This is a genomic window from Pseudomonas sp. BF-R-26, assembly GCF_019947395.1.
Taxonomy (GTDB): domain Bacteria; phylum Pseudomonadota; class Gammaproteobacteria; order Pseudomonadales; family Pseudomonadaceae; genus Aquipseudomonas; species Aquipseudomonas farris.
In genome coordinates this window covers 70,578-90,367 of record NZ_JAGYGK010000007.1, presented here as the reverse complement: position 1 = coordinate 90,367, position 19,790 = coordinate 70,578, and the positions used below count along the sequence as shown (strand labels likewise).

Annotated in this window: 16 protein-coding genes; 8 read left to right on the top strand and 8 right to left on the bottom strand. The window is 60.4% G+C overall.

Features of this window, described 5'->3' with window-relative positions; all coding sequences use genetic code 11:
* Positions 1–136: 136 nt before the first annotated feature.
* The 3 genes from KGB18_RS11835 to KGB18_RS11825 all read right to left on the bottom strand — a co-directional run bounded on the left by KGB18_RS11835 (position 137) and on the right by KGB18_RS11825 (position 5,196).
* Positions 137–778, bottom strand: a complete 642-nt coding sequence (locus KGB18_RS11835) for a DUF1345 domain-containing protein (protein WP_223569955.1) — start codon at positions 776–778, stop codon at positions 137–139.
* Positions 779–924: 146 nt separating this feature from the next.
* The gene (locus tag KGB18_RS11830) at positions 925–4,023 is read right to left on the bottom strand and encodes an efflux RND transporter permease subunit (RefSeq protein ID WP_223569954.1); all 3,099 of its coding nucleotides are present in this window, start codon (positions 4,021–4,023) and stop codon (positions 925–927) included.
* A gap of 15 nt (positions 4,024–4,038) precedes the next feature.
* Positions 4,039–5,196, bottom strand: a complete 1,158-nt coding sequence (locus KGB18_RS11825) for an efflux RND transporter periplasmic adaptor subunit (RefSeq protein ID WP_123722662.1) — start codon at positions 5,194–5,196, stop codon at positions 4,039–4,041.
* 294 nt (positions 5,197–5,490) lie between these two features.
* Between KGB18_RS11825 and KGB18_RS11820 the strand changes: the two genes are divergently transcribed.
* Positions 5,491–6,192 carry a response regulator transcription factor gene (locus KGB18_RS11820; protein ID WP_008012908.1) on the top strand — a complete coding sequence of 234 codons (702 nt, stop codon included), beginning with the start codon at positions 5,491–5,493 and terminating at the stop codon, positions 6,190–6,192.
* Positions 6,193–6,196: 4 nt separating this feature from the next.
* Positions 6,197–7,498 carry an ATP-binding protein gene (locus KGB18_RS11815; RefSeq protein ID WP_123722663.1) on the top strand — a complete coding sequence of 434 codons (1,302 nt, stop codon included), beginning with the start codon at positions 6,197–6,199 and terminating at the stop codon, positions 7,496–7,498.
* Positions 7,499–7,715: 217 nt separating this feature from the next.
* On the opposite strand, the gene pncA is transcribed toward KGB18_RS11815, so the two are convergent.
* A complete protein-coding gene (gene pncA / locus KGB18_RS11810; RefSeq protein WP_123722664.1) occupies positions 7,716–8,345 on the bottom strand; it encodes a bifunctional nicotinamidase/pyrazinamidase in 630 nt (209 codons plus the stop codon).
* 344 nt (positions 8,346–8,689) lie between these two features.
* On the opposite strand from pncA, the gene KGB18_RS11805 reads away from it, so the two are divergent.
* Both KGB18_RS11805 and nudC read left to right on the top strand, forming a co-directional pair.
* The gene (locus KGB18_RS11805) at positions 8,690–9,502 is read left to right on the top strand and encodes a crotonase/enoyl-CoA hydratase family protein (RefSeq protein ID WP_123722665.1); all 813 of its coding nucleotides are present in this window, start codon (positions 8,690–8,692) and stop codon (positions 9,500–9,502) included.
* 6 nt (positions 9,503–9,508) lie between these two features.
* Entirely contained in the window at positions 9,509–10,339 is an 831-nt protein-coding gene (gene nudC, locus KGB18_RS11800; RefSeq protein WP_123722666.1) for an NAD(+) diphosphatase, read from the top strand.
* Here the strand turns inward: nudC and KGB18_RS11795 are convergent.
* On the bottom strand, positions 10,307–11,086 hold the full coding sequence (locus tag KGB18_RS11795; protein WP_223569953.1) for a TSUP family transporter: 780 nt from the start codon (positions 11,084–11,086) through the stop codon (positions 10,307–10,309). The genes nudC and KGB18_RS11795 overlap by 33 nt on opposite strands.
* Before the next feature lie 166 nt (positions 11,087–11,252).
* On the bottom strand, positions 11,253–12,494 hold the full coding sequence (locus KGB18_RS11790) for an acyl-CoA dehydrogenase family protein (RefSeq protein ID WP_223569952.1): 1,242 nt from the start codon (positions 12,492–12,494) through the stop codon (positions 11,253–11,255).
* Positions 12,495–12,828: 334 nt separating this feature from the next.
* On the opposite strand from KGB18_RS11790, the gene sfnG reads away from it, so the two are divergent.
* Positions 12,829–13,923, top strand: a complete 1,095-nt coding sequence (gene sfnG / locus KGB18_RS11785) for a dimethylsulfone monooxygenase SfnG (RefSeq protein WP_123722668.1) — start codon at positions 12,829–12,831, stop codon at positions 13,921–13,923.
* A gap of 121 nt (positions 13,924–14,044) precedes the next feature.
* On the opposite strand, the gene KGB18_RS11780 is transcribed toward sfnG, so the two are convergent.
* Both KGB18_RS11780 and KGB18_RS11775 read right to left on the bottom strand, forming a co-directional pair.
* The gene (locus KGB18_RS11780) at positions 14,045–14,521 is read right to left on the bottom strand and encodes a DUF1348 family protein (RefSeq protein ID WP_123722669.1); all 477 of its coding nucleotides are present in this window, start codon (positions 14,519–14,521) and stop codon (positions 14,045–14,047) included.
* A gap of 56 nt (positions 14,522–14,577) precedes the next feature.
* Positions 14,578–15,141, bottom strand: a complete 564-nt coding sequence (locus tag KGB18_RS11775) for a TetR/AcrR family transcriptional regulator (RefSeq protein ID WP_123722670.1) — start codon at positions 15,139–15,141, stop codon at positions 14,578–14,580.
* A gap of 217 nt (positions 15,142–15,358) precedes the next feature.
* Here KGB18_RS11775 and pssA point away from each other — a divergent pair, with 217 nt between their 5' ends.
* The 3 genes from pssA to KGB18_RS11760 all read left to right on the top strand — a co-directional run bounded on the left by pssA (position 15,359) and on the right by KGB18_RS11760 (position 19,776).
* Complete coding sequence (gene pssA / locus KGB18_RS11770; RefSeq protein WP_223569951.1) at positions 15,359–16,702, top strand: CDP-diacylglycerol--serine O-phosphatidyltransferase; 1,344 nt, start codon at positions 15,359–15,361, stop codon at positions 16,700–16,702.
* Positions 16,703–16,820: 118 nt separating this feature from the next.
* Positions 16,821–17,837 (top strand): AraC family transcriptional regulator, encoded by a 1,017-nt coding sequence (locus tag KGB18_RS11765; protein ID WP_223569950.1) that lies wholly within the window; start codon positions 16,821–16,823, stop codon positions 17,835–17,837.
* Between the two features lie 274 nt (positions 17,838–18,111).
* Complete coding sequence (locus KGB18_RS11760; RefSeq protein ID WP_050683241.1) at positions 18,112–19,776, top strand: AMP-binding protein; 1,665 nt, start codon at positions 18,112–18,114, stop codon at positions 19,774–19,776.
* The last annotated feature ends 14 nt before the right edge of the window (positions 19,777–19,790 follow it).

The window sequence follows — 19,790 nt, the reverse complement described above, 5'->3', positions numbered from 1 at the left end:
GTTTCAGAAGACACCAAAAACGAATCTCCCGTCAAGTGCCTGATTGACCATGGCGCGATGAATACCGACGGAGGGCACAAATGTCGGGAAGTTGAATTGTTGAACGGCACACTTTGAAGCTTGCCCACAATCAGTTTCAGCCAAACAGACCCGCCGCAATATTGATCGAAAACCCCAAAATCGCCGTATTGAACACAAACCCGATCAACGACTGCGCCAGGACGATCTTGCGTAGATCCTGCGTCGCCACTCCAACGTCGGCCGTCTGCACCGCCACGCCGATGGTGAACGAGAAATACAGGAAGTCCCAATAATTGGGGGTTTTCAGATCCTCGGCAAAACGCAGCGCCGGTTCCTTGCCGTTCCAGGTGTAATACAGCCGGGCATAGTGCACGCTGAAAATTACCCCGATCAGCAGCCATGAGCCGATCACGGTCAGTGCGGTGAAGCCGTAGCGCAGCAGTTTGCGGGTGGTTTCCAGGTCCCTGCTGCCGGCGAGTTCGAAGGTGATGGTGCCGAGGCTGGCCAGTGCGGCGATGCACACCAGCAGCAACACCAGACCGGCGTTTTCATCTTCGACCTCGGCAATGCGTTTGACGTCTGGGGCCTTGGCCCGCATGGTCAACCAGAGCATCAGCACCAGATAGGTCCAGACCCCGGCGTTCCAGCCGATGAGGATTTTGCCGAGGATTGAATCGGCGGGAGCCAGAATGCCTACCGCGACGCCGAGTGTGGCAGCGGCGGACAGGCGAGGGTGGGTGCGGGCGAGTAGGGGCATGGAAGTTCACTTTGACGGCGCGTCTCTGCACCATAGCGCACGCAACACCGCTTTTGTAGGAGCTGCCGAAGGCTGCGATCTTCTGATCTTGATCTTTAAAAGCAAAGTCAAAAGATCGCTGCCTTCGGCAGCTCCTACAGGTGGGATCAGTGGTGTTTGGTGGATTTGCGCACCAGTTTCATCACCACCACAAAGAACACCGGTACGAACACCACTGCCAGGGTTGCGGTGATCATCCCGCCGATCACGCCGGTGCCGATGGCTTGCTGGCTCGCGGAGCTGGCGCCGGTGGCAATTGCCAGCGGTACCACGCCGAGGATGAATGCCAGCGAGGTCATCACGATGGGGCGAAGTCGCAGGCGTGCGGCTTGCAGGGTGGCGTCGATCAGGTCATGGCCTTCGTCGTACAGGCTTTTGGCGAACTCGATGATCAGGATCGCGTTTTTCGCCGACAGACCGATGATGGTAATCAGCCCGACCTTGAAGAACACATCGTTGGGCATTCCGCGCAAAGTCACCGCCAACACTGCACCGAGTACCCCCAGCGGCACCACCAGCAGTACCGAGGTCGGAATCGACCAACTCTCGTACAGCGCCGCCAGGCACAGGAACACGATCAGCAGCGACAGCCCGAGCAGAATCGGTGCCTGGCTGCCGGACAAGCGTTCCTGCAACGACAACCCGGTCCATTCCTGACCCAACCCGGCCGGGCCTTGCGCCACCAGCCGTTCGATTTCCGCCATGGCTTCGCCGGTGCTGTAGCCGGGCGCCGGTTCGCCGGAAATGCTGATGGCCGGGTAGCCGTTGTAACGGGTCAACTGCGCCGGGCCTTGGGTCCAGTTGGCCCGGACAAAGGCCGATAGCGGCACCATTTTTTCGGCGTTGTTGCGCACGTGAATCTTCAGCAGGTCGTCGACCTGACTGCGTAGATTACCTTCAGCCTGGACCACCACCCGTTGCATCCTTCCCTGGTTGGGGAAGTCGTTGATGTAGGCCGACCCGACCGCCGTGGACAGCACGTTACCGATGTCGGCAAACGAAATGCCCAAGGCGTTGGCTTGCTTGCGATCAACCTCCAGTTGCACCTGCGGCGCTTCGGCGAGGGCGCTTTCGCGCACGTTCATCAACACCGGGCTGTTCTCGGCGGCGGCCAGCAATTGGCTGCGCGCCTGCATCAGCGTGGCATGGCCAAGGCCGCCACGGTCTTGCAGGCGGAACTCGAAACCGCTGGAAGTCCCCAGGCCATCGACTGGCGGCGGCAGGACCGCAAAGGCCATGGCGTCCTTGATCTGACTTAGCGCGATGTTGGCGCGATCGGCAATCGAACTCGCCGAATCATCGCTGCCCCGATCCGACCAATCCTTGAGCGTGGTAAACGCCAGCGCGGCGTTCTGCCCGCTACCGGAAAAACTGAAACCGAGAATCACCGTGCTGTCGCCGACACCCGGTTCGGTGGCGTTGTGCGCTTCGATCTGCTCGACCACCTGCACCGTGCGGTTCTTGCTCGCGCCCGGCGGCAGTTGAATGTCGGTGATGGTGTAACCCTGGTCTTCCACCGGCAGGAACGAGGAGGGCAGACGACTGAAGCACAACCCCAGACCGATCAGCAGCACGCCGTAGATCAGCAGGTAACGGCCGGTGCGTTTCAACGCATACGCGACCCAGCCCTGATAGCGCTCGGTGAGTTGTTCGAAGCGTCGGTTGAACCCGCCGAAGAAACCACCCTTGACGTGATGCTCGCCCTTGGCAATCGGCTTGAGCAGCGTCGCGCACAGCGCCGGGGTCAAGGTCAGGGCGAGAAATGCCGAGAACAGGATCGAGGTGGCCATCGACAGCGAGAACTGCCGGTAAATCACCCCGACCGAGCCCTGCATGAACGCCATCGGAATGAACACTGCCACCAGCACCAGGGTGATGCCGATGATCGCCCCGGTGATCTGCTTCATCGCCTTGCGGGTCGCGTCCTTGGGCGACAGGCCCTCGGTGGCCATGATCCGCTCGACGTTCTCCACCACCACAATCGCGTCGTCCACCAGAATGCCGATGGCCAGCACCATGCCGAACATGGTCAGCACGTTGATCGAGAAGCCCAGCGCGAGCATGGTCGCGAAAGTGCCCATCAGCGCCACCGGCACCACCAGCGTCGGAATCAGCGTGTAGCGCATGTTCTGCAGGAACAGGAACATCACCGCAAACACCAGTACCATCGCCTCGGCGAGTGTATAGACCACTTTGGTGATCGAGACTTTGACAAAGGGCGAGGTGTCGTACGGAATCTTGTATTCGACGCCGGCCGGGAAATAGCGCGCCAGTTCATCCATCTTCGCCCGCACCAGGGTGGCGGTGCTCAGGGCATTGGCGCCCGGCGACAGTTGTACGCTGACGGCGGTCGACGGTTTGCCGTTCAACCGCGTGGAAAATTGGTATTCCTGGCTGCCGATCTCGACCCGCGCCACATCGCCGATGCGTACCGTGGAGCCGTCAGGGTTCGCCTTGAGGACGATGTCGGCGAACTCTTCAGGCGTCGACAATTGACCTTTGACCAGAATGGTCGCGGTGATTTCCTGCGTGGTGCGAGTCGGCAAGTCGCCGATGCTGCCCGCGGAAACCTGAGCATTTTGCGCAACGATGGCGGCGTTGACATCGGCCGGGGTCAGGTTGAACCCAATCAGTTTCTGTGGATCGATCCAGATCCGCATTGCCCGTTCGGCACCGTACAACTGGGCCTTGCCGACGCCGTCCAGACGCTTGATCTCATTCATCACGTTGCGCGCGAGGTAATCGCTGAGCGCCACGTCGTCGAGCTTGCCGTCACTGGAGGTGAGAGTGATCAACAGCAGGAAACCGGCGGAGACTTTCTCCACCTGCAAGCCCTGCTGGGTGACGGCTTGCGGTAAACGTGACTCGACAACCTTTAGACGGTTTTGCACATCGACCTGCGCCATTTCCGGGTCAGTGCCTGGCTGGAACGTCGCGGTGATGGTGGCGCTGCCGAGGCTGCTCTGGGATTCGAAATACAGCAGATGATCGGCGCCGTTGAGCTCTTCCTCGATCAGGCTAACCACGCTTTCGTCCACGGTCTGCGCCGAAGCGCCCGGGTAGGTGGCATAGATTTCGACTTTCGGCGGCGCAACGTTCGGGTACTGCGCCACCGGCAACTGCACAATCGCCAACGCACCGGCGAGCAGGATGAACAAGGCGATCACCCAAGCGAACACCGGGCGGTCGATAAAGAACTGCGGCATAAAAAAGCGTCCTGCTTACTGACCAGAAACCTGGGCAAGTGGAAGAGGGGTGTTGTCGATCTGGACTTTTTCACCGGGGCGAGCATGTTGCAGGCCTTCAGTGACGATGCGGTCGCCGGGCTTGAGACCGTGGGTGACGATCCAGCGATCGTTCTGCACCGCGCCCAGTTCGACCGGTTGCTGGCCAACCCGCTGCTCGGCGTCGAGCAGCAACACTTGGGCGATGCCGGCGCTGTCACGCTGGATGGCCCGTTGCGGCACGCTGATGCCTTGTTGATTGAACGCTTGCTCCAGGCGCACGCGAACGAAGCTGCCCGGCAGCAAGTCGAGGTCCGGGTTGGGGAACTCGCTGCGCAGAATGATCTGACCGGTGCCCGGATCGACGGTGATGTCGGTGAACAGCAATTTGCCCGGCAATGGATAGAGGCTGCCGTCGTCCTGAATCAACGTGGCTTTGGCCTGACCTTGGCCCACTTCCTTTAACTGGCCGGAACGGAACGCGCGACGCAGGTCGTTGAGTTCACGGGTCGATTGCGTCAGGTCCGCGTGGATCGGGTTCAACTGTTGAATCAGTGCCAGCGGCGTGGTTTCGTTCTGCCCAACCAGCGCGCCTTCGGTCACCAGCGCTCGGCCGATGCGTCCGGAAATCGGCGCGGTGACAGTGGCGTAACCCAGGTTCAGTTTCGCCCGCTCCACGGCGGCTTTGTTGGCAGCGACATCGGCGGCAGTCTGCCGGGCATTGGCGCGAGCATTGTCGTAATCCTGGCCGCTGATGGCGTTGCCTTCGATCAACTGGGCATAGCGCTGCTCTTGCAGTCTGGCCTGGAACGCGTTGGCTTCGGCCTTGCGCAATGCGGCTTCGGCGCTGTCCAGGTCGGCCTTGAACGGCGCCGGGTCGATACGGAACAGAACGTCGCCTTTTTTTACGTCGCTGCCTTCGCGGAAGGCCTGCTGCAACACCACGCCGGCCACACGGGCGCGCACTTCGGCGATGCGTGGCGCGACAATCCGCCCGCTCAGTTCGCTGCTGATCGACAGCGGCCGGGCTTCGATGGTCTCGATCCGCACCGTGGCCAGCGGCGCCTGTTCTTCGGCGGTCGAGGACTGGTCACAAGCGCTCAGCGTCAACGCCAGTGCAACCAGGCTGAGCCGTGCAAGCAGATTCTTTGACATGTAAATACCCCAATAATGACCTCCCTTATCCTACGGGGGGCCGGCGAGGGTAGCGGTGAAGCTTTGTAGGCGCTGTGTGAAATTGTGTAAGGGTTTTGCTCGCGCAAGCGTGAGGGCGTATATCCTTGGCGCCATGAAATTTATTGCGACAGATGTACCGCTATCGCGGGCAAGCCCGCTCCCACAGTGGTCGGTGATGCTCACAAAATCTGTGTCCACATCAAATCCCTGTGGGAGCGGGCTTGCCCGCGATGACGATCTATTCAGCGCCACTGCACTTTCTGGAAACACCCCATGCCCAACATCCTCCTGGTCGAAGACGACACCGCGCTCTCCGAACTGATTGCCAGCTACCTGGAACGCAACGGCTATTGCGTCAGCGTGATCAGCCGTGGCGACCATGTGCGCGAACGGGCGCGGGTCAATCCTCCGGACCTGGTGATTCTCGATCTGATGCTGCCGGGGCTCGACGGTTTGCAGGTCTGCCGCTTGCTGCGAGCCGATTCGGCGACCCTGCCAATCCTGATGCTCACCGCCCGCGACGACAGCCACGATCAGGTGCTGGGCCTGGAGATGGGCGCCGACGACTACGTCACCAAACCCTGTGAACCACGCGTGTTGCTGGCCCGGGTGCGGACCTTGCTGCGCCGCAGTAGCCTCAGTGAACCGATGACCGCCAACGATCGCATTCTCATGGGCAATCTGTGCATCGACCTGTCCGAGCGCACCGTGACCTGGCGCGAACAACTGGTCGAGCTGTCCAGTGGTGAATACAACTTGCTGGTGGTGCTGGCCCGGCATGCCGGCGAAGTGCTGAGTCGCGACCAGATTCTGCAACGCTTGCGCGGTATCGAATTCAACGGCACCGACCGCTCGGTGGACGTGGCCATCTCCAAACTGCGACGCAAGTTCGACGACCACGCCGGCGAGGCGCGCAAGATCAAAACCGTGTGGGGCAAGGGTTACTTGTTCAGCCGCTCCGAGTGGGAATGCTGAGTCGATGTTTAGAATCCTGTTTCGCCTCTATCTGGTGACCATCGTCTCGTTCAGCGCCGCGATTTATTTGGTGCCGGACTTGGTGATCCAGGTCTTTCATGAGCGTTTTGTCACCTACAATCTCGACTACTCCCGAGGTTTGCAAACGCTGATCGTCAAGCAGTTTCGCGCGGTGCCGATTGAGCAGTGGCCGGCGTTGGCGGCCGAGATGGACAAGGAATTCCAGCCGTTGCACATCGTGCTGGCCCGCAACGACGACGCAGAATTTACCCTGGATGAACGTGCGCGCTTGCAGCGTGGGGAAAACGTCGTGCGCATCGGCGATTGGGGCTGGCGCACCTTGGCCGTGACGCCGTTGAACGAGCAGATGGTCGTGGAGATGGTCGTGCCGCCGGACCCGACGGACGTCAGTTGGTTGTACTGGAGCATCAACGTACTGATCGGCGCGACCATGCTCGCCTGTCTGTTGCTGTGGTTGCGCCCGCACTGGCGCGACCTGGAACGCCTCAAAGGCACCGCCGAACGCTTCGGCAAGGGCCACTTGAGCGAGCGCACGCAGATTTCCCCCAGTTCCAACATCGGCAGCCTGGCCCACGTGTTCGACACCATGGCTGGGGACATTGAAAACCTGCTCAACCAGCAACGCGACCTGCTCAACGCCGTGTCCCACGAACTGCGCACGCCACTGACGCGGCTGGATTTCGGCCTGGCCCTGGCGCTGTCCGACGACTTGCCCGCTACCAGCCGCGAACGTCTGCAAGGCTTGGTCGCGCACATTCGCGAACTGGATGAGCTGGTGCTGGAACTGCTGTCCTACAGTCGATTGCAAAACCCGGCGCGGTTGCCGGAGCAGGTCGATGTGTCGCTGGATGAGTTCATCGACAGCATCCTCGGCAGTGTCGACGAAGAACTGGAATCCCCGGAAATCGTCATCGATGTGCTGCTTAACGGCCAGCTCGAACGCTTCTCGCTGGACCCGCGACTGACCGCCCGAGCGATCCAGAACCTGCTGCGCAACGCCATGCGCTATTGCGAAAAACGGATTCAGATCGGTGTGCAGGTGTGCGCCAAGGGCTGTGAGATCTGGGTGGATGATGATGGCATCGGCATCCCAGAGGAGGAGCGGGAGCGGATTTTCGAGCCGTTTTATCGGCTGGATCGTAGTCGGGATCGCGCCACTGGCGGGTTTGGTTTGGGCCTGGCGATCAGCCGTCGGGCGCTGGAAGCACAGGGCGGGACACTCACTGCGCAACCGTCGCCGCTGGGGGGCGCGCGGTTCAGGTTGTGGTTGCCGACCCCGGTTTAATGCTGGTCAATCAAGCCGAAATCCGACCGTAGCAGCTGCCGAGCCTGCGAGGCTGCGTTCGGCTGCGCAGCAGTCGTAGAATCAGGGCAACCGGTTCTTTCAGGAAGACCGTGTTCGCCGGGATTGCGAGGACTTCGTCCTCGAACGCAGCCTCGCAGGCTCGGCAGCTGCTACAACTGTGGTGAGGGGGGATCACCAGTCACAGATTATTGAGCGTTCAGCCGAGTATTTCGGTTGATGGAATCAACCCAACCCCAGCCACCTGCATCCGGTCAATTGCTGCCGCCAGCGATCCATCCAGATCAATCGCCCGACACGCATCCACCACCACAAACGCATTGAACCCCGCCGCCCGCGCGTCCAGCGCAGAAAACATCACGCAGAAATCCAGCGCCAGCCCGACCATGTAAACCGTGTCGATACCGCGCTCTTTCAGGTACCCGGCCAAGCCTGTGGTCGTGGTTCGATCCGCTTCCAGAAACGCCGAATAACTGTCGATGTCCGGGTTGCAGCCCTTGCGGATGATCAGCTGGGCGTGTGGCAGGTCCAGTTCCGCGTGGAACTCGGCGCCGGGTGTGGCTCGCACACAATGCTCAGGCCAGAGCGTCTGTTCGCCGTAAGGCAACTGGATCACGTCATAAGGCTTGCGACCGGGGTGGCTGGAGGCGAATGAGGCATGGCCGGGCGGGTGCCAGTCCTGGGCGATGATGACCTGCTTGAACTGGCGGCCGAGGCGGTTGATCAAGGGCACGATCAGGTCACCCTCGGGCACCGGTAATTGACCGCCGGGGATGAAGTCGTTCTGTACGTCGATAACCAGTAGGGCTGCACGTGAAGAGATTGGCATGGGTGGGGTTCCTCCTTGGAAAGTCAGGTGCAAGCATAGTGACAACTTTGCTCGTGCGCTAAGTCGGATTTATTAAATGGCTGCGTTTGTGACAGTGAGGGGCAGTTGGATCGGCGGTGTGGCCTTCGCGGGCAAGCCTCGCTCCTACAGGTTATGTGTCGGTCGCACGTTATGTATCCGACACCACTCCCCTGTAGGAGCGAGGCTTGCCCGCGAAGAGGCCGGTCCAGACGCTAAAGAAGCTGAAGCCAGTCCCGCATTTGGCCGAACCGCTGCCTTACTGTCGGCACTGATGCCTTGTTATAGTTCGGGCCTCATTTCTGCCCCGGTAAAGGATCACTGCCATGTCTCAATACACCGCCTTCAGCGTCGAACTGGCCGATAAAATCGCTCATGTGCAGATCAACCGGCCGGAAAAGATCAATTCGATGAACGCCGCGTTCTGGAGCGAGATCATCGAGATTTTCCAGTGGATCGACGATACCGACGAAGTCCGGGTGGTGGTACTCAGTGGTGCCGGCAAGCATTTTTCTTCCGGCATCGACCTGATGATGCTGGCCGGTGTGGCGAATGAGCTGGGTAAGGATGTCGGCCGCAATGCGCGCCTGCTGCGGCGCAAGATCCTCGCGCTGCAAGCCTCTTTCAATGCCGTCGACAATTGTCGCAAACCGGTGCTGGCGGCGATTCAGGGTTATTGCCTGGGTGGCGCCATCGACCTGATCTCGGCCTGCGACATGCGTTACGCCGCCGAGGACGCGCAATTCTCCATCAAGGAAATCGACATCGGCATGGCCGCCGATGTGGGCACTTTGCAACGCTTGCCACGGATAATCGGTGACGGCATGCTGCGTGAACTGGCTTACACTGGTCGCACCTTTGGCGCCGACGAAGCGCGCACCATCGGCCTGGTCAATCGCGTCTACAGCGATACCACCAGCCTGCTTGAAGGCGTGATGGGCATTGCCCGCGAGATCGCCAGCAAGTCGCCGATTGCGGTCACCGGCACCAAAGAGATGCTCAGCTACATGCGCGACCATCGCATCGACGACGGCCTCGAATACGTCGCCACCTGGAACGCTGCCATGCTGCAATCCACCGATCTGCGCGTGGCCATGGCCGCCCATATGAGCAAACAGAAACCCGAATTTCTGGATTGATTAACCATGATTTCACGCTGGACCACCGCAGTACTGGACACCGATCAACCCGGCGGTTGGGCCGTGGCGCGCAGCCCCGAAGGCTTTTTGTTCGATGACAATGGCGCGCTGTTTCCACGGGAATGGCTCAAGCGTCAGGACCTGTCGATTCTCGCCGAGCACGGCATCGGTCACCTGGATGGCGAACCGGTCTACCTGCTGGAGTTGCGCAGTCACAGCGAAGTGCCGGGCTGCAACTGGAAAGGCCTGCGAGCGTTCATGCTCGAGGGCGATCATACCGTCTACAAGGTTCTCGGCTATGCCGCGCAAATCGGGACCTGGGCCCGTGAACACCGTTTCTGCGGTAATTGCGGGCAGGTGATGAGTCAGGTGCCGCGTGAGCGGGCGATGTACTGTGAGCCGTGTGATATACGCCACTATCCGCGCATTTCACCGAGCATGATCGTGCTGGTGACCCGTGGCGACGAGGTTCTGCTGGCCCGATCGCCACGTTTTGTCACTGGGGTCTACAGCACGTTGGCGGGGTTTGCCGAGCCGGGTGAGTCGGCCGAGGATTGCCTGATTCGCGAGGTCCGCGAAGAGGTGCAGATCGAGGTCAAGAACATCCAGTACATGGGCAGTCAATGCTGGCCGTTCCCGCATTCGATGATGCTCGGTTTTCACGCCGAGTACGCCGGGGGCGAGATTGTCTGTCAGGAAGATGAGATCGAAGACGCCCAGTGGTTCAACGTGCACGAGCTGCCGCCGTTGCCGGCGTCACGCTCGATTGCCCGTTACCTGATCGACGTCTATGTGGCACGGCGCTTAGGCCACGCTGAACCAGTGCTGCCAAGCTAACCGGACGGTCAAGCCGAGCACCACGGTGATGAACACCGGGCGAATGAATTTCGCACCGCCGCTGATGGCGGTGCGCGCGCCGAAGAGGGCGCCGACCATCACCGACAGGCCCATGCTCAGGCCGATGATCCAGTCCACCTGCCCGGAAAATATGAACACCGACAGCGCCGCAATGTTGCTGACGAAGTTCATGCTGCGCGCCACGCCGCTGGCCTTGACCAGGTCGATGGGGTAGAGCAGCAGGCTGCTGACGGTCCAGAACGCCCCCGTTCCCGGACCGGCCACGCCGTCGTAGAAACCGAGGCTGAAGCCTTGGGTCGATTGCCACTTTTTCTTGATCGGTGCGTCGCTGTCCAGCGGCGCCTTCGGTGTGCCGCCGAACAACAGATAAAGACCGCAAGCGAAAACGATCACCGGCAGCATCTTGTTCAGCCATTCCGCCGGCAAGTAATGAGCGACCACGGCGCCGGTGAGAGCACCCACCAACGTGCCGACGATGGCGTGCGTCCATTGCCGAGGATGGAACAGCTTGCGTCGGTAGAAAGTGAAACTGGCAGTGGCCGAGCCGAAGGTCGAACTGAGCTTGTTGGTGCCCAGCACCAGGTGCGGCGGCAGGCCGGCGGTCAGCAGCGCCGGAGTGGTCAACAGACCGCCACCGCCGGCGATGGCGTCGATGAAACCGGCAATGAAAGCGACGAGGGCCAGAACGGCCAGGGTAGTGGGGTCAACGCTGAGTTCGAAAGGCATGGAATGGGCTTATTCGGCAGGGCGCAGAAGAGGGCTGCGAGGAAGGCCGGTATCTTACCCATATCCAAACTCTGCGGCGACCGGTCTGGCGCAATGCATGCGCATGATCGGGTACGGCCCAATTGTCATGGCTGCACACAGTCTCCTACAGGGATTGCGTGCAACCTTAGATTTTGTGCTGCGGCCCATTACCAATCTGCCACACAAACGGCGGTTCAGTCCCGTTGATCGCCCAGTCCCCGACAATCCGCGCCTTGTAGATCACCGGATTGTGCGATGACACGGTTCGCGCATTGCGCCAATGCCGATCCAGTGATTTGCCTTCACGAACATCCGAAGCGCCCAAGGCATTGAACAGCGCCGTGGTCGCGCGCTGGATCAATTCCGAGACCACCACCTGAGCCTTGGCCGACTCAATCTCCGCTGCCACATTCGCCGCGCGCTCCAGCGCTTCATCCCCGGAGAACCGCGCCAGATAAGCCCGTTGCGCCGGTTGCGCAGCCTTCAAGGCACTGGCTTCGGCGGCATACACCCACGCCGCCACTTCACCAACCACCTGCTGCACTTGCGAATCTTCGCTGACCCGCTGTGCATTGCCGTGGCTGTAGATGCGTTTACGCTCGCGCACCTGATGCGCCACATCACGCAATGCGGCGCGGCCAATTCCGGCCAGGGTCGCCAACAGCACCAATTGATAAAACGCCGTCTGGTATTTGAAGCGGGTGGCGAAGTCGATGATGTTCTCGGCGTCCACTTCGGCATCGATAAATCGCGAGGTGCCGCTGCCCGTGGTGCGCTGGCCGAAACCGTCCCAGTCATCGCTCTGCACAATTCCCGGTTGCCGTGTGCGGACCGCAGCGATCACATCACCGCCGGTATCGCTGCGTTGGGCATACACATCGATCCAGTCAGAGAAAATGCTGCCGGTGCTGTAGAACTTTTCGCCATTGAGCCGCCACCGATTGCCGTCGGGCGAGACCTTGGTGATCACATCGCCAATCGCCACGCTGCCGATTTCGGTCCAGGCGCAACCGACGATGTCGCCCTCTACGAAGCGTTTGAACCAGACATCCCGAGCCGGCCCTGGCGCCGCGTTCAAACGATCCTCGGCAAAGGCAAAATGCCCGCGCAGCGCCTGGGGCACGTTGGAATCGGCTTCGGCCAATTCGATCAGCAGCTCGAACAATTGCGGCAGAGAAGCGCCGCCACCACCGTATTCAACCGGCACCCGAACCGCGCCGAAGCCAGCGTCCTTGAGCCATTGAATCGGTTCGTAAGGCAGGCTGCGGGTTTGTTCGCGCTCAACGGCACCGGCAGCAATGCGCTGGAAGATCGGTCGAAAACGTGCGGCCAGCACTTCATAGTCGGTACCGGTGGACAGCGGGTTGAATACTTGATGTTCAGTCATGGGACAGCTCCTTGGAACGGCAGTGAGTGCCATAGGGGATTGCACGGTCCATGCCGAAGCTCGCAGACCTTGGTTTATTGGATATTGTGGATTTCGGCGTGGCCTGAATTGTTGCTGAGCCAACAGTGCATCAGCAAATTGCTTCAGCACATCACATACCCGTGGCGAGGGGGCTTGCCCCCGTTGGACTGCGTAGCAGTCCCTTTTTTGGGGCCGCTACGCGACCCAACGGGGGCAAGCCCCCTCGCCACAGTTCGCGCGCGCCTGAATATTCAGCGCTGGCACGGTTGCTGCTCTGGCCTCAGGACTTCCCTGAAAACCCGAGGACACGCCAATGAGTCAGCAAGCCGTCAAATTTGCCTACTGGGTGCCGAACGTCAGCGGCGGGCTGGTGGTCAGCAAGATCGAGCAGCGCACCCACTGGGGCATCGATTACAACCGCAAACTGGCGCAACTGGCCGAAGAGGCGGGGTTCGAATATGCCCTTACGCAGATTCGTTTCACCGCCGGTTATGGCGCCGAGTTCCAGCATGAATCCGTTGCCTTCAGCCATGCGCTGCTGGCCTCCACCACCAAGTTGAAAGTCATCGCGGCGATTCTGCCGGGGCCATGGCAACCGGCGCTGGCGGCCAAACAACTGGCAACCATCGATCAACTCACCAACGGCCGGGTGGCGGTGAACATTGTCAGCGGCTGGTTCAAGGGCGAGTTTCAGGCCATCGGCGAACATTGGCTGGAGCATGATGAACGTTATCGCCGCTCCGAAGAATTTATTCGTGCATTGAAGGGCATCTGGACCCAGGACAACTTCACCTTTCGCGGCGACTTCTATCGCTTCGACAACTACAGCCTCAAACCCAAGCCGCTGGGCCAGCCGGAAGTCTTCCAGGGCGGCAGTTCCCGTGCGGCCCGGGACATGGCGGCGCGGGTTTCGGACTGGTACTTCACCAACGGCAACACCCCCGAAGGCATCAAGGCCCAGGTCGACGACATCCGCACGAAAGCGGCCGCGAACAATCATTCGGTGAAGGTCGGGGTGAATGCGTTTGTCATCGCGCGGGATACCGAAGAAGAGGCGCGGGCGGTGTTGGCGCAGATCATCGATCAGGCCGACCCCGAAGCCGTGAACGCCTTTGGCGACGCGGCGAAGCAAGCGGGCAGGGCGTCGCCAGAGGGCGAGGGCAACTGGGCCAAATCGACCTTTGAAGATCTGGTGCAGTACAACGATGGTTTCAAGACCAACCTGATCGGCACACCGCAGCAGATCGCCGAGCGGATCGTCGCGTTGAAAGCGGTGGGCGTGGATTTGGTGCTGGCGGGGTTTCTGCACTTTCAGGAAGAGGTGGAATATTTCGGGAAGCGGGTGTTGCCGTTGGTGCGGGAGTTGGAGGCCAAAGCGGCTATCAGGCATCAGACTGCGGTCGCCTAAACACCATAAAACCCTGTGGGAGCCGGGCTTGCCCGCGATGACGGTTTCACATTCAACAAATAAGTTGTCCGTGACATCGCCATCGCGGCCAAGCCCGCTCCCACAGGGGATCCCGGTGAAGTTACAGGCCCAAGTCCGACAAGCCCGGGTGATCATCCGGCCGGCGGCCCAGCGGCCAGTGGAACTTGCGGTCGCCTTCCTTGATCGGCATGTCGTTGATGCAGGCGTAACGGTTGAACATCAAGCCGTTCTCGTCGAACTCCCAATTCTCGTTGCCGTAGGAACGGAACCAGTTCCCCGAGTCGTCATGCCATTCGTAGGCATAACGCACGGCGATACGGTTGTCGCCATGGGCCCAGAGTTCCTTGATCAGTCGGTAGTCCAGTTCCTTGGCCCATTTGCGGGTCAGGAAAGCTTTGGCTTCTTCGCGGTTGTGGGCGAACTCGGCGCGGTTACGCCACTGGGTGTCCAGGGTGTAGGCCAGGGACACCCGTTCCGGGTCGCGGGAGTTCCAGCCGTCTTCGGCCAGGCGAACTTTTTCGATGGCCGATTCACGGGTAAACGGCGGCAATGGCGGACGAACTTCGGCAGTAGACATATTAAGTCTCCCTATCAAATTAACGTTCAAGCAAGTTGTCGGGCTTATTAAAAGTGTTACAGGTCCAATAACTTTCGCGCCATGCATTGCGCATTATCGGCGGCACTGTGATCACCCATCACAAGCGCTACGGTAATGGCACCGTCGATCAGGATCAGCAGCTGTTTGGCCAGCGTCTCCGGGTCTTGTGCGCCATGTTCGGTACAGAGCTCGCACACGTAGTCGAGCAGCTTCTGTTTGTGGTCTTTGGCGACCAGGCGAACCGGGTCTTGCGCATCGCCGGTTTCGCCGCTGGTGTTGATGAATGCGCAGCCGCGAAAGCCTTCGGAGGCGAACCAGGCCTTGAGCACGGTAAACAGGTTGAGCAGCCGGTCGGCCGGGGTTTGTGCCTTGCCGACTTCGCTTCGATACCAATTCATCCAGCGCACATCGCGGCGCTGCAGGGCCGCGACGGTGAGCTCCTCCTTGTTGGCGAAGTAGCGGTAAATACTTTTTCTGGAAACGCCGGCGGTTTTCACCAGAAGATCCATGCCGGTGGCAGCGATGCCACTTTTGTAGATCAACTTTTCGGTGACATCCAGAATGATGTCGCGTGTGTCGTTGCTAGTGATTTCGTTCATGCGGCCAACAGTAGAATGATCGTTCTCCTTGGTCAAGAAGTTATTTTTGGCGCCCGTGAGATTGCTATCGCGAGCAGCCTCGCTCCCACAGGGGAATGCATTTCAAATGTGGGAGCGAGCCTGCTCGCGATAGGGTCTTTACAGACACTAACAAGACCCAAGGCAATCCATGGTGTAAGCTCTCGGGTTCTTCGGATTCGACCCTTTTGCGAGCCCTATGCCGTCGCTTTTCAAACGCTCTCTGCTGCCTAAACTGCGCAGTTTTCCGCTGACCGCCGATGCCGTCACCATCCTCTCCGGCGCCGCCGAGTTCCGTCGTTGCCTGCTGGAACAAATCGCCCAGGCAACCCAGCGCATCTATATCGTCGCGCTGTACCTGCAACAGGACGAAGCCGGCCAGGAAATTCTCGATGCCTTGCACGCGGCCAAACTGGCGCGTCCGGAACTGGATGTGGTGGTGGTCGTGGACTGGTTGCGCGCCCAGCGCGGTTTGATCGGTGCCGGTAAGCAGCCGGGCAACTCGGCCTGGTATCAGGAAATGACCCGCACCCACGAAAGCGTGGTGCCGGTGTACGGCGTGCCGGTGCAGACCCGCGAGCTGTTCGGCGTGCTGCATTTGAAGGGCTTCGTGATCGACGATTGCGTGCTCTATAGCGGCGCGAGCCTGAACAACGTTTACCTGCACAAATTCGACAAGTACCGCTTCGACCGTTATCACCTGCTGCAGAATCATGCGCTGGCCGACTCGATGCAGCACCTGATTCAGCACGGTCTGATCGCCTCCAAAGCGGTGCATCGCCTCGACCTGCCGAACCTGCCGACCACCCGCAGCCTGCGCAACGACATCGGCGACCTGCGCAGCCGTCTCAAGCACGCGGCGTACGACACCACGGCGGGCAGCACGGCGAAGGACGGTTTATCGGTCAGCCCCTTGCTCGGTGTGGGCAAGAACAACCCGTTGAGTCGGGTGATCTGCGAGCTGATCGCCAGCGCCCAGCATCAGCTGACGATCTGCACGCCGTACTTCAACCTGCCGCTGGCAGTGACCCGGGAAATCAATCGGGCGCTGGCGCGGGGCGTGAAGATCGACATCATCGTCGGCGACAAAACCGCCAACGACTTCTACATTCCGCCGAGCGAGCCGTTCAAGGTGATCGCGGCGCTGCCATACCTTTACGAAATCAGCCTGCGACGCTTCGCCAAGCGCCATCAGCGCAGCATCGACAGTGGCAAGCTGAACCTGCATTTGTGGAAGGATGGTGACAACACCTATCACCTCAAGGGCATGTGGATCGATCAGCGCTACACCTTGCTGACCGGCAACAACCTCAATCCTCGAGCGTTCCGTCTCGATTTGGAAAACGCGTTGCTGATCGATGATCCGAAAGGTGAATTGCTGGAGCCGCGTGGCAATGAGCTGGCGGAGATTTTCCAGCACACCAGTCGTATTGAGCGGTATCAGGATCTGGAAACGCTGCCGGATTATCCGGCGGGAGTGGCCAAGTTTCTCAAGCGCGTGAGTCGGGTACGGATCGAGCGGTTGTTGTATCGGATTTTGTGAGGGATTAGCACGGCGGGGCAGGTGTGGTGCCTGCCCAAATGCCATCGCGAGCAGGCTCGCTCCCACAGGGTTCTACGCTAAGATGCCTGCACTCAAATAACAAGGCTCGCCCCGGTCAATGTCGGAAAAAGACACCATTTCCATTCAACTGGTGCGTGAAGCGCTGTTGCAAAGTTGCGCCCCGGGCGCTGCCACCGAAGAGGTGTTGAACAAGGTCGGCATCGATCCGGTGTTGCTGGAAACCACCGACGCCCGTGTTCCGGCCACTGCTTATGCAAGGCTGTGGCGCTTGCTGGCCCGGCGTGGGGACGATGAGTTTTTTGGCATGGACCCGCGCAAGCTCAAGTCCGGTAGCCTGGAGTTTCTGTGTCGTTGCTCGATGGTTCAGCCGAGCCTGGCCGCCGGGCTGACCTCGGGGCTGAGCTTTCTGTCGTTGATGCTGGAGCGCATGCCCGCGCAACTGGTTCGCCAGCAAAGCCTGGCGGAAATCGTCCTGCTGGAGGACGAAGAAGACCCGCGCCGTGCCTTCACCTATTTCACTTACTGGATGATTGTGCACGGCGTGGCCTGCTGGCTGGCGGGGCGGCGGATTCCGATCCTGGCCATCGAACTGCGCTGCCCAGCGCCGGATTTTTGTGATGACTATCGGGTGATGTTCTCCGAGAACCTGCGGTTCGACCGGCCGCGCACGCGGATGATCTTCTCCGCTGACTGCCTGGATTTGCCGATCAAGCGCAGCCCTGAAGAACTCAAGCGATTTTTGGCCCATGCGCCGGCGAACATTCTGGTCAAATACCGCGATCCCGAAAGCCTGGCCAGCCGGATCAAGCACGATTTGCGGCAACTGCCTGCCGAACATTGGCCGGAAACCGAGGCGCTGGCGCAGCAACTGTACATGTCGGCCTCGACCCTGCGCCGCCGCCTGGCTGAAGAGGGCCAGACGTATCAGGGGCTCAAGGACAGTGTGCGCAAGGAGTTGGCCATCGTCTGGCTGGCCGAGCCTGCCATCAGCTTTGCCGAAATCGCCACCCGTTTGGGGTTTGCCGATGCGAGTTCGTTCTACAAGGCGTTTCGCAAGTGGTCGGGGTCTAATCCGGGGCATTATCGGAGTTTGATTCTTAACGAGGCCAGCTGATCCGGATTGTGTGGTGCCTGATCCGGCGCCATCGCGGGCAAGCCCGCTCCCACAGGTTTTGCGGCGTGTACGACACTTATGGTCACCGCATATCGCTGTGGGAGCGGGCTTGCCCGCGATGGCAGTCATCCGGGCGCCGCATCCTTCGGCCCTTGGCCAAACCAGTCACACAACTTGATAGCTTTGACCATTGTCCCGCGCCTCGCGCAGAGCGAGTATTTCCCTGTTATTTACGGTTCCCCCAACCTAATAAAAATACACAGGGATTCTGGCAATGCGCGATTACTTGTCTGCCACGTCACAGTTCAATTATCAGCACACCGTCGATGCCGCGCTCACAGGGTCGTTGAGCGCGCTCAATGCCTGCGTCGAGTGTTGCGACCGGCATGCCTTGCCGGGGCGCATCGCGCTGTTCTGGGAAGGCCGCGACGGTGCCAGCGCGACCTACACCTTCAGCGACTTGCAGGATAAGGCCGCGCGGTTTGCCAATTTCCTGCTGGCCCAGGGCGTGAAGAAGGGCGATAAAGTCGCCGGCCTCTTGCCACGCAACATTGAATTACTGATCACCGTGTTCGCCACCTGGCGCATCGGCGCGGTCTATCAGCCGCTCTTTACGGCATTCGGCCCGAAAGCCATCGAACATCGCCTCAACAGCTCCGGCGCCGCAGTCGTAGTAACCGACGCGGTCAATCGCCCGAAACTTGCTGAAGTGGCCGACTGCCCGACCATCGTCACCGTTGGCGGTCCCAAGGGCCAGGGCATCGTGCGTGGCGATTTCAGTTTCTGGGCCGAACTGGCCAATTATTCTTCCGAGTGCGAACCGGTATTGCTGACTGGCGAAGACCCGTTCCTGCTGATGTTCACCTCGGGCACCACCGGCCCGTCGAAAGCGCTGTCGGTGCCGCTCAAGGCAATTGTCGCGTTCCAGAGTTACACCCGTGATGCCGTAGACCTGCGCCCTGAAGACGCGTTCTGGAACGTCGCCGATCCGGGCTGGGCCTATGGCATCTATTTCGGCGTCACCGGGCCGATGGCGATGGGGCATCCGATCACCTTTTACGATGGCCCGTTCACCCTCGAAAGCACCTGCCGGGTGATCAACAAATACGGGATCACCAACCTCACCGGTTCACCAACTGCCTACCGTTTGCTGATTGCCGGTGGCGACGAATTCGCCCGTTCGATCAAGGGCAAGCTGCGCATCGTCAGCAGCGCCGGCGAGCCGCTGAACCCGGAAGTGATCCGTTGGTTCGCTGATAACCTCGGCGTGGTGATCCACGACCATTACGGCCAGACCGAACTGGGCATGGTCCTGTGCAACCACCACGGCCTCGATCATCCGGTGCACGTCGGAGCTGCCGGTTTCGCCTCGCCGGGCCACCGCATCGTAGTGCTCGACGATGAATACAAAGAGCTGGGCGTCGGCCAGCCCGGCATTCTGGCCATCGACCGTACCCAGTCGCCGATGTGCTGGTTCGGTGGTTACGAAGGCGCACCGACCAAGGCCTTCGTCGGCAACTATTACCTGAGCGGCGACACCGTCGAGTGGAACCCGGACGGCAGCATCAGCTTCGTCGGCCGCAGCGACGACGTGATCACTACCTCCGGTTATCGCGTCGGCCCGTTCGACGTGGAAAGCGCGCTGATCGAACACCCGGCAGTGGTCGAAGCCGCCGTAATCGGCAAGCCCGACCCCGAGCGCACCGAACTGGTGAAAGCCTTCGTCGTGCTCAGCCCGCAATACCGCGCCGAACCGGCGCTCGCTGAAGAGCTGCGCCAACACGTGCGCAAGCGTCTGGCGGCGCACGCGTACCCTCGTGAAATTGAATTTGTCAGCGAATTGCCGAAAACCCCAAGCGGCAAATTGCAGCGCTTTATCTTGCGCAACCAGGAAATCGCCAAGGCTCAAGAGGCCACCGCGAAGAACGTTTCAGCTTGAATCCAAGGAAACAA

Excerpts from the sequence above, each read along its gene's own strand:
- KGB18_RS11835 (WP_223569955.1), bottom strand. The coding sequence starts at position 778 with ATGCCCCTACTCGCCCGCACCCACCCTCGCCTGTCCGCCGCTGCCACA.
- KGB18_RS11830 (WP_223569954.1), bottom strand. The coding sequence starts at position 4,023 with ATGCCGCAGTTCTTTATCGACCGCCCGGTGTTCGCTTGGGTGATCGCC.
- KGB18_RS11825 (WP_123722662.1), bottom strand. The coding sequence starts at position 5,196 with ATGTCAAAGAATCTGCTTGCACGGCTCAGCCTGGTTGCACTGGCGTTG.
- KGB18_RS11820 (WP_008012908.1), top strand. The coding sequence starts at position 5,491 with ATGCCCAACATCCTCCTGGTCGAAGACGACACCGCGCTCTCCGAACTG.
- KGB18_RS11815 (WP_123722663.1), top strand. The coding sequence starts at position 6,197 with ATGTTTAGAATCCTGTTTCGCCTCTATCTGGTGACCATCGTCTCGTTC.
- pncA (WP_123722664.1), bottom strand. The coding sequence starts at position 8,345 with ATGCCAATCTCTTCACGTGCAGCCCTACTGGTTATCGACGTACAGAAC.
- KGB18_RS11805 (WP_123722665.1), top strand. The coding sequence starts at position 8,690 with ATGTCTCAATACACCGCCTTCAGCGTCGAACTGGCCGATAAAATCGCT.
- nudC (WP_123722666.1), top strand. The coding sequence starts at position 9,509 with ATGATTTCACGCTGGACCACCGCAGTACTGGACACCGATCAACCCGGC.
- KGB18_RS11795 (WP_223569953.1), bottom strand. The coding sequence starts at position 11,086 with ATGCCTTTCGAACTCAGCGTTGACCCCACTACCCTGGCCGTTCTGGCC.
- KGB18_RS11790 (WP_223569952.1), bottom strand. The coding sequence starts at position 12,494 with ATGACTGAACATCAAGTATTCAACCCGCTGTCCACCGGTACCGACTAT.
- sfnG (WP_123722668.1), top strand. The coding sequence starts at position 12,829 with ATGAGTCAGCAAGCCGTCAAATTTGCCTACTGGGTGCCGAACGTCAGC.
- KGB18_RS11780 (WP_123722669.1), bottom strand. The coding sequence starts at position 14,521 with ATGTCTACTGCCGAAGTTCGTCCGCCATTGCCGCCGTTTACCCGTGAA.
- KGB18_RS11775 (WP_123722670.1), bottom strand. The coding sequence starts at position 15,141 with ATGAACGAAATCACTAGCAACGACACACGCGACATCATTCTGGATGTC.
- pssA (WP_223569951.1), top strand. The coding sequence starts at position 15,359 with ATGCCGTCGCTTTTCAAACGCTCTCTGCTGCCTAAACTGCGCAGTTTT.
- KGB18_RS11765 (WP_223569950.1), top strand. The coding sequence starts at position 16,821 with ATGTCGGAAAAAGACACCATTTCCATTCAACTGGTGCGTGAAGCGCTG.
- KGB18_RS11760 (WP_050683241.1), top strand. The coding sequence starts at position 18,112 with ATGCGCGATTACTTGTCTGCCACGTCACAGTTCAATTATCAGCACACC.